Below are 6,343 nucleotides of genomic sequence, written 5' to 3'. Positions count from 1 at the left end.
GTCGCGGTGCGACATCAAAAATTTCTCCCGGAAATTTTTTGTGGCGTGCCATCCCTGGCCGCCACCCTGCGGGCTGTCGCGGTGCGACGTCAAAGATTTCTCCCGGAAATTTTTTGTGGCGTGCCATCCCTGGCCGCCACCCTACGGGCCGTCGCGGTGCGACGTCGAAAATTTCTCCCGGAAATTTTTTGAATAGAGCGGTGAGTTTTTTCGGCTTTCTTATTCCCGGCCGGCCGCTAGACTGAAAAAAAACATTCGAGGAGCGCAATATGATTTATCTACGCAAAGCACAAGATCGTGGTCATGCCAATCACGGCTGGCTCGACAGCTGGCATACTTTTTCATTCGCCGATTATTACGACCCTGATTTCATGGGCTTCTCCGCGCTGCGGGTGATCAATGAAGACCGTATCGAGGGCGGCCAGGGTTTTGGAACCCACCCGCACCGGGATATGGAAATTCTCACCTATGTGCTGCAAGGCACGGTGGAACATCAGGACAGCATGGGCAACAAAGAGCAGATCCCGGCGGGCGAGTTCCAGATCATGAGCGCCGGCACCGGGATTCGTCACTCGGAGTACAACGCCAGTCAGGACGAACTGCTGCACCTATATCAGATCTGGGTGATCCCGGAAAAAACCGGCCTGACGCCGCGTTACGAACAGCGCCGTTTTGACGCGCCGCAGGGCCGTCAACTGGTATTGTCGCCGGATGCTCGCGACGGGTCGCTGAAGGTGTTCCAGGACATGACGCTGTGGCGCTGGGCGCTGAAATCGCAGGAAGAGTCGGTTTACCAGACCCAGCAGGGTCGTCACCTGTGGATTCAGGTGGTACGCGGCACCATTGAGATCAACGGTCAGCAGGCCACCGCCAGCGACGCGCTGGCTATCTGGGATGAGGATTCCATCACCGTGCGTGCCAGCGAAGACAGTGAAATCCTGCTGTTTGATTTACCGCCGGTCAAGTGACGGCGGCGGCGTTTAGAGGGGCGTTCCCGTGCCGGAACGCCCTGGTTCGCCGCCGTGCAGCGGAGGTATAATTCGCTACCAAACTGCCAGTGGTTGAGGCTGGTTGCGCTCCCGATAGGCTTATGCTTCTACACCCTCATTGCTAATTCGGACGCCTTTACGCGCCAGCTGCTGCCGCCAGTTGTTGTCCCAGTTCTTCTGATGAACATCATTCGCTGAGCCGTCCCGAGCGGCGTAACGAGCGCGATTTCTTGACAGGAGTTCTGCGCCGATATCGATGGTTTGGGCGTAGTTGTCCCGGTTAAAGGCGATTACGGCGTTAGGACTTTCAGCCTCGAAGAGCGCGATTTGGGTATCGGCCAGTTTATTCGCCTGATCCACCAGCTCGCGGGATGAATTAAGCGCCCGTTCCAGCCGCTGAATCTGCTCCTGGCTCAGCCCTTCTGCTCCGGTGACCACGATCCTGTTGTACTTACTCACGCTGAAACCGAAAGTCGCTCCCTTTAAATCCGGATTATCTTTGCCAAGCTGTTCCAGGAAAGACATATAAGTCGACTCAATTTGAGAAGACACCGAACGCAGGTTGAGTGTCTCCTGGTCCACTATTTTCATCCGCTCGGTCCAGGTATCAGTCGGCTTCATCAACTCGGCAAGCTCTTCTTCGCTGAGCGCATCAGGAACGTCAATCGCTGTTCCTTCCGAGATAGTCAACTGAGTAGAGGTAGCATCACCCGCTTTGCGCGCTTCAATATATGCCTGATATTTACCGAGAGCTTCTGCGCTGATATTGACATCCTGACGGTCAATTTTTACGTCGTCCGCGACAGCCCCATTATTATCGCCTGGTTGTTCCGTCGTGCTGTGCGTTACTCGCCAGCTCTGTTCTGTGTTTGGATCCGCCACCGTGTACGATCCAAATGTTGGAATAGTCGTCATACTAATTGCTCCTGAATGTCATGATTTTGTGCTGTGCAACAACGTTTGCCTGCAAATGTGCCCAAATGCGACAGGACTGACATGGCGGGTTTAGCCATAAACACATAACTGGGCGAGGTGATGGTATTAAAACGGTTCCGGGTCGAGGCCATCATCGTTATTCTGGCGATATCCGTGATGATAATCGCGGTCGATGTCATCAAATGGCCGATATAAAAATACGGTTGTTTCCATTTCCACCCGCTTGCTTTACTGCATGAATAAGAATGTAACATCAATATGTGAAGCTACTTATAATAAAAATTATTCATTGCCTATTTTCTTATTAATATAAAAATCCAATTTATTGGCGATATAGCCGTCATACTTCACGTTGCAGGTGCGTTGGCTTTATTACTCGGCCCATCCCTGGGCCAACGCGTGATGTTGTTCAACACGCGAGCCTGTTGTCCTGTAACTCGAATTATTTAGGGTATATATTCCTATTGGTTGTTATTTATAATTAATAATCAGCAAACAATAAAAATATAAATAATGTCAACGTGTATTATTTGCGCGACTGTACCCTGTCCGATTTTATAACCTGTGTTCAAGTACATATTCTGCTAACCATTTCTTTAGTACAATCGGTGTTTTCAGCCACGGGGATGTCAACGGATGATCAAGAAAAAAAGGCCGGTTCTTCAGGATGTCGCCGACCGAGTCGGGGTGACCAAAATGACGGTCAGCCGCTATTTGCGCAACCCCGAGCAGGTGTCCGCGGCGCTGAGGGGAAAAATCGCCGCCGTACTGGATGAACTAGGGTACATTCCCAACCGAACGCCGCACATTCTCGCCAATTCCACCAGCCGGGCCATCGGCGTACTGCTGCCGTCGCTCACCAACCAGGTATTCGCCGAGGTGTTGCGCGGCATCGAAAAAGTGGCGGAAGCGCAGGGATATCAAACCATGCTGGCGCATTACGGTTATCAGCCGGAAATGGAAGAGCGACGTTTGATGTCATTGCTGGCCTACAACATTGACGGACTGATCCTCGCCGAGCGCAATCACACCGCCCGTACCCGCCAGATGATCGCCGTGGCCGGGATCCCGGTGGTGGAGTTGATGGATTCCGTGTCGCCCTGTCTTGATATGGCGGTAGGGTTCGATAACGTGGATGCCGCGCGCCAGATGACGCGTTACATGATCGCGCGCGGCCGTCGCCATGTGGTCTACCTTGGCGCGCGTCAGGACGAACGAACGCTAATGAAACAGCAAGGCTACGCCCAGGCGATGGCCGAAGCCGGTCTTGCCAGTTACAGCGTGATGAGCGAAAGCCCGTCGTCCTATACGCTGGGCGGCGAACTGTTGCGCCGGGCGCAGGCGGAATACCCGCAGGTGGACAGCCTGTTCTGCACCAACGATGACCTGGCTATCGGCGCCATGTTCGAATGCCAGCGGCAAGGGTTGCGCGTTCCCGAACAGATGGGCATCGCCGGTTTCCACGGTCACGATATCGGCCAGACTACGGTGCCGCGGCTGACCAGCGTACTGACGCCGCGTAAGCGCATTGGCGAAGTCGGCGCCGCGCAACTGCTGGCGCGTTTGCATGGGGAAACGTTGCCGACGGCCAGCGTGGACGTCGGCTTTACCCTGCAGGTGGGAGAGAGCGTCTAGGCCGGTGCTTTCAGCGCGACGGGTGCGCGCGTAACGCCGCCGCGCACCGCTCCACGACCTGATCCATCGGGCCGTTGATATCGACGGTGATGACATCGGTTTCCGTCTCATCCGGTTCTTCCAGTGCATCAAACTGGCTTTGCAGCAGTCCGGTCGGCATAAAATGCCCGGCGCGCGCTTGATGACGCTGCAGAATCACCTCGAAACTGCCTTTCAGATACAGGAACACCATGCCGTCGTTGCCTTCGCGCAGCCGGTCACGGTAGCGCTTTTTCAGCGCAGAACAGACGATAATGCCGGTTTCATTTTTATGCAGCAGGCTGTAGGCGGCGTCGTTCAGGCGCTCCAGCCAGGGGGCGCGGTCGTCGTCGTTGAGCGGCTGACCGCTGGCCATTTTCTGGATATTGGCTCTGGGATGCAGATCGTCGCCGTCGATGAATTTGGCGTTGATTTCCCGTGCCAGCCGGGCGCCCACGCTGGATTTCCCGCTGCCGGAAACCCCCATCAGAATAATACTTTGTCCTGACATAATTTGATCTCTATCCCAAACTGTAAATTAAATGCTTCGTACCGGTTTCAGACTTTAACATGTTACCGGTATCATGATACCGGTAACATCGTGCGTTGTGATGTATATCACACGGGTTAAGCGCTACCCGAACGCCTGACTCTACTGTAGCGAAGGCACGCCCGAAACACCGGGAGAATTCGCAAAACACAAGAAAATCCCCCCTGTCGTTGCCCGACTCGCGCAGGCAGGGGTTGCCGGAGATCGTTATGCCACTCGTGATTGTCGCTGTGGGTGTCGCACTGCTGTTGGTGCTGATGATCCGCTTTAAACTGAACGGCTTTATTGCACTGATTCTGGTTGCCCTGGCCGTGGGCATCATGCAGGGAATGCCGGTGCAGAAGGTGATGACGTCCATCAAGAACGGGGTGGGCGGCACGCTGGGCACGCTGGCCTTGATCATGGGCTTTGGCGCCATGCTGGGGAAATTACTGGCCGACTGCGGCGGTGCGCAGCGTATCGCCACCACGCTGATTAATCGCTTCGGTCGCAAGCATATTCAGTGGGCGATTGTGCTGACCGGTTTTACCGTCGGCTTCGCGCTGTTCTACGAAGTGGGCTTTGTGCTGCTGTTGCCGCTGGTGTTCAGCATTGTGGCGTCGGCGCGTATTCCGCTGCTGTATGCCGGCGTACCGATGGCGGCGGCGTTGTCCGTCACTCACGGCTTCCTGCCGCCGCATCCGGGGCCGACGGCGATTGCGTCGCTGTTCCACGCCGACATGGGCAAAACCCTGCTGTACGGTACGCTATTGGGGATCCCGACGGTGATTCTGGCGGGCCCGGTTTACGCCCGCTTCCTGAAGAAAATCGATAAACCGATTCCGGAAGGGCTGTATAACCCGAAGCAGTTCAGCGAGCAGGAAATGCCGAGCTTTTTTGTCAGCGTGATGACCGCGCTGGTGCCGGTGATCCTGATGGCGTTGCGCGCCGTAGCGGAAATGATATTACCGAAGGGACATGCCTTGTTGCCGTATGCCGAGTTCTTCGGCGACCCGGTGATGGCGACCCTGATTGCGGTGCTGATCGCTATTTTCACCTTCGGCCTGAACCGTGGCCGCAGCATGGATGAGGTGATGGGCACCATTACCGACTCGATTAAAATCATCGCCATGATGTTGCTGATCCTCGGCGGCGGCGGCGCGTTTAAACAGGTGCTGGTCGACAGCGGCGTAGACAAGTACATCGCCGGGATGATGCACGGTAGTAGCGTGTCGCCGCTGCTGCTGGGTTGGCTTATCGCCGCCGTGCTGCGCCTGGCATTAGGGTCTGCCACCGTGGCCGCGCTGACCGCGGGCGGGATTGTGGCGCCGATTATTGCCACCAGCGGCGTCAGCCCGGAATTGATGGTGATCGCGGTCGGTTCCGGCAGCGTGATTTTCTCCCACGTCAACGACCCCGGTTTCTGGCTGTTCAAGGAGTATTTCAACCTGAGCATTCCAGAAACGCTGAAGTCGTGGTCGGCGCTGGAAACCATTATCGCGGTGTGCGGTCTGGCCGGCACCCTGCTGCTGAGCTACGTGGTGTGATGATGGCTGGCGGAATGTAACGGTCTTCTCTCAGTCTCCGCTTAGGCAGGGAGACTGAGAGCGTCTACTTTGCGGTTACAGTTTCAGGTAGGCCCGAATGCCGTCCAGGAACATCTGGGTGGAGAGCATGACCAGCACCAACCCCATCAGCCGTTCCAGCGCGTTGACGCCCTTGTCGCCCAGCAGGCGCAGGAACAGGTTCGACAGCAGCAGTACGACCACCGTGATACCCCAGGCGATGAACAGCGCCAGCGTCAGGTGCGGCATCTGATTCGGATACTGGTGCGAGAGCAGCATCAGTGCGGCCAGAATCGACGGCCCGGCCACCATCGGGATAGCCAGCGGCACCAGAAACGGCTCGTCGCCGGCGGGCAAGCCGCTGGTAAAGCCTTCCTGCGTCGGGAAAATCATGCGGATGGCGATCAAAAACAGTACGATTCCGCCGGAAATGGAGACGGTTTCCGTGCGCAGGTTCAGTACCGCCAGAATCTTCTCGCCGGCGAACAGGAACACCAGCATCACCCCCAGCGCGATGATCATTTCCCTAATCAGCACCACGCGTCGCCGTTTGGGATCCAGGTGTTTCAGCACGGACATAAACACCGGCAGATTGCCGAGCGGATCCATAATTAACAGCAACAGTACGGTTGCCGAGATCATTTCAGTCATGGTGGCGGTAAGCTCCTCTC

At 56.1% G+C, this 6,343-nt stretch carries 7 protein-coding genes; 4 read left to right on the top strand and 3 right to left on the bottom strand.

Translation table 11 applies throughout. The features are described 5' to 3' along the window. Together DDA898_RS23760 and DDA898_RS19875 are read left to right on the top strand one after the other, a co-directional pair. The coding region (locus tag DDA898_RS23760; RefSeq protein ID WP_236616687.1) for a hypothetical protein at positions 1-192 on the top strand (192 nt) is incomplete at its 5' end. A gap of 77 nt (positions 193-269) precedes the next feature. Beyond that, the gene (locus DDA898_RS19875; RefSeq protein ID WP_038912128.1) at positions 270-968 is read left to right on the top strand and encodes a pirin family protein; all 699 of its coding nucleotides are present in this window, start codon (positions 270-272) and stop codon (positions 966-968) included. A gap of 120 nt (positions 969-1,088) precedes the next feature. Here the strand turns inward: DDA898_RS19875 and DDA898_RS19870 are convergent, their stop codons facing one another. Then, on the bottom strand, positions 1,089-1,904 hold the full coding sequence (locus tag DDA898_RS19870; RefSeq protein WP_038912126.1) for a hypothetical protein: 816 nt from the start codon (positions 1,902-1,904) through the stop codon (positions 1,089-1,091). Between the two features lie 657 nt (positions 1,905-2,561). Between DDA898_RS19870 and gntR the strand changes: the two genes are divergently transcribed. Continuing rightward, on the top strand, positions 2,562-3,560 hold the full coding sequence (gntR, locus tag DDA898_RS19865) for a gluconate operon transcriptional repressor GntR (protein ID WP_071604575.1): 999 nt from the start codon (positions 2,562-2,564) through the stop codon (positions 3,558-3,560). Between the two features lie 10 nt (positions 3,561-3,570). On the opposite strand, the gene DDA898_RS19860 is transcribed toward gntR, so the two are convergent. Beyond that, a complete protein-coding gene (locus tag DDA898_RS19860) occupies positions 3,571-4,089 on the bottom strand; it encodes a gluconokinase (protein ID WP_038912125.1) in 519 nt (172 codons plus the stop codon). A 248-nt stretch (positions 4,090-4,337) separates the two neighbouring features. Here DDA898_RS19860 and gntT point away from each other — a divergent pair, with 248 nt between their 5' ends. Continuing rightward, positions 4,338-5,654: a gluconate transporter gene (gene gntT / locus DDA898_RS19855; protein WP_038912124.1), complete on the top strand. Its 1,317-nt coding sequence runs from the start codon at positions 4,338-4,340 to the stop codon at positions 5,652-5,654. 75 nt (positions 5,655-5,729) lie between these two features. On the opposite strand, the gene DDA898_RS19850 is transcribed toward gntT, so the two are convergent. Beyond that, positions 5,730-6,323, bottom strand: a complete 594-nt coding sequence (locus DDA898_RS19850; RefSeq protein WP_013319800.1) for a YhgN family NAAT transporter — start codon at positions 6,321-6,323, stop codon at positions 5,730-5,732. Positions 6,324-6,343: the final 20 nt, after the last annotated feature.

It is taken from the genome of Dickeya dadantii NCPPB 898 (assembly GCF_000406145.1).
GTDB lineage: Bacteria > Pseudomonadota > Gammaproteobacteria > Enterobacterales > Enterobacteriaceae > Dickeya > Dickeya dadantii.
The sequence above is the reverse complement of the archived record's forward strand: the minus strand, read 5'-3'. Positions and strand labels throughout refer to the sequence as shown.

Coding starts and splice junctions, on each gene's coding strand:
- DDA898_RS19875 (WP_038912128.1), top strand. CDS start 270: ATGATTTATCTACGCAAAGCACAAGATCGTGGTCATGCCAATCACGGC.
- gntT (WP_038912124.1), top strand. CDS start 4,338: ATGCCACTCGTGATTGTCGCTGTGGGTGTCGCACTGCTGTTGGTGCTG.
- gntR (WP_071604575.1), top strand. CDS start 2,562: ATGATCAAGAAAAAAAGGCCGGTTCTTCAGGATGTCGCCGACCGAGTC.
- DDA898_RS19850 (WP_013319800.1), bottom strand. CDS start 6,323: ATGACTGAAATGATCTCGGCAACCGTACTGTTGCTGTTAATTATGGAT.
- DDA898_RS19870 (WP_038912126.1), bottom strand. CDS start 1,904: ATGACGACTATTCCAACATTTGGATCGTACACGGTGGCGGATCCAAAC.
- DDA898_RS19860 (WP_038912125.1), bottom strand. CDS start 4,089: ATGTCAGGACAAAGTATTATTCTGATGGGGGTTTCCGGCAGCGGGAAA.